The sequence below is a fragment of the Fervidicella metallireducens AeB genome, from assembly GCF_000601455.1.
Taxonomy (GTDB): Bacteria; Bacillota; Clostridia; order Clostridiales; family Caloramatoraceae; genus Fervidicella; species Fervidicella metallireducens.
The window spans coordinates 1-1,641 of the sequence record NZ_AZQP01000116.1 but is presented as its reverse complement, the minus strand read 5'-3'; the positions used below and the strand labels follow the sequence as shown (position 1 = coordinate 1,641).

Here is a 1,641-nt window from a genome sequence, read left to right as displayed (position 1 = left end):
TCCAACCCTTTTACTGTCTTCTCACTGTAGCCGCATAATCAACATTATCCACAGGTTAATATTAGACTCAAACCAGTAACCATGCCTTTTTAGAAGGTTTTTTGTCATGCTCTTTTTTACTATTATTTTTTTGATTTTAGAGTATTTTTTTTGATTTTATCCACAGAATTGATTCTATCAATTATGCAATCATCTATGTTATTATTTAGTGGTTATAGCTTATGAATCTGTCCTTTATAGTATAACATCTACTTAACCACCTATAAAAAACTTTGAATTCAAACCAAAAGAATTTTGTAATATCATTAATACAGTTAAAGCTATTATAAAAATGAAAATGCATGCAAGTATCTGCTTTAACATCTCTAATGAATATTTATAAAATCCCCCTGGTTTTAGACCATAATATAAGGCTGTCCCTAGTCCAAAGCCTATTACTAATGACATTAAGTTAACAGGTGAAATGCTAAAAATGTCAAAACTATTATAAGAGAGAGTAATAAAGTATGCAACCATGTAACCTATTAAATAATAAATATAACGCTTTCTCCTTTCTCTATTTTGAACCATTTTTCTTTCCTCCTTTTTTATTATTTTTGCTTAATGACTTATTAGAGCTGTCAACACTGTATGCGTCTATAGTGTTTGAAACTGTCATAACTGACAAAGAGGTCATACCCTTGCCTGTATATTTTATTAAGTTTGAACTTTCTACACCAGCTAACTTAACTGATGTTACCGTAGTTACTACCCCAGTTGTTAATGACGCCGCTCCTATTACACCTTGTGAAATATTATAGTTTCTTTCACCATTCACAGGATCGGCTATCTTGTATGCTTCTTTCATGAAATTCCATTCATCCCCAGCATTTGAACCAGTAACCGCATTTTTAATTCTTGAAACTCCACCCGTAAAATTTGAGACTCCATCAACTGCAACATACGTTCCTACAACAGCTCCTGGAATTGCTGTAATAGGTGTAATAGGTGTTGCTTGAGAAGCTGTACCTATTGTAACACCAAAAGAAATTTCAAAAGCACCACCTACGGCTTGTACTGTTCCTAACCCAGCTTCTTTAGCTACATGTCCAATTTTTGCCCTTTCCTTCGCTAACACTGCTCTTGCTTCTGGAGTCATATCATGTGGTTTAACTATACTTGGAACACTCCTACTTCTTTCATTATAGTATGGAATTTGTGTTCTTACTCCAGTTTTATCCTTGCTCTTATCTTTAGTATTAATGTTTTCTTTTTTGCTGTTTTTAGTCTGTTGATTTGATTTTTTAGTATCAACCTCATTCGTAGCCTTCTTCTTATTTACTTCATTAGCCTTGGCCCTTTCTCTTGCTGCAACACTACGTTCATGCTCTACTAAATATCCCTTGCTACGCTCATGCTTTGTTGTTGCTACTCGTTTATTTGATTTAATTGAGCTTGTTTTTGGAGGTTTATGTTTTGTGTACATGTTCTTCTTAGTCTCATTTTTCTTAGCCATTTTTTCATCTGCATAAACTGCTCCAACTGCTTCCCTATGACCATCTGGATCCACGTACATAATCGGTTCATTGTGACAGTAAGTATATAAATTCAAACTAAGTGGGTCTTTCCTATCCCCTCTATAACTATCCTCAGACAAGAACC

2 protein-coding genes are annotated in these 1,641 nt (G+C 34.1%); both read right to left on the bottom strand.

Going from position 1 to position 1,641, the window contains the following annotated elements:
- Positions 1-252: 252 nt before the first annotated feature.
- Complete coding sequence (locus Q428_RS13935) at positions 253-570, bottom strand: hypothetical protein (RefSeq protein WP_035381992.1); 318 nt, start codon at positions 568-570, stop codon at positions 253-255.
- A partial coding sequence (locus tag Q428_RS13930) for an RHS repeat-associated core domain-containing protein (protein WP_035381990.1) occupies positions 557-1,641 on the bottom strand: 1,085 nt, incomplete at its 5' end. The genes Q428_RS13935 and Q428_RS13930, both read right to left, overlap by 14 nt.

Bases quoted from the DNA above. Each gene is read 5' to 3' on its own strand.
- Q428_RS13935 (WP_035381992.1), bottom strand. From the start codon at position 570: ATGGTTCAAAATAGAGAAAGGAGAAAGCGTTATATTTATTATTTAATA.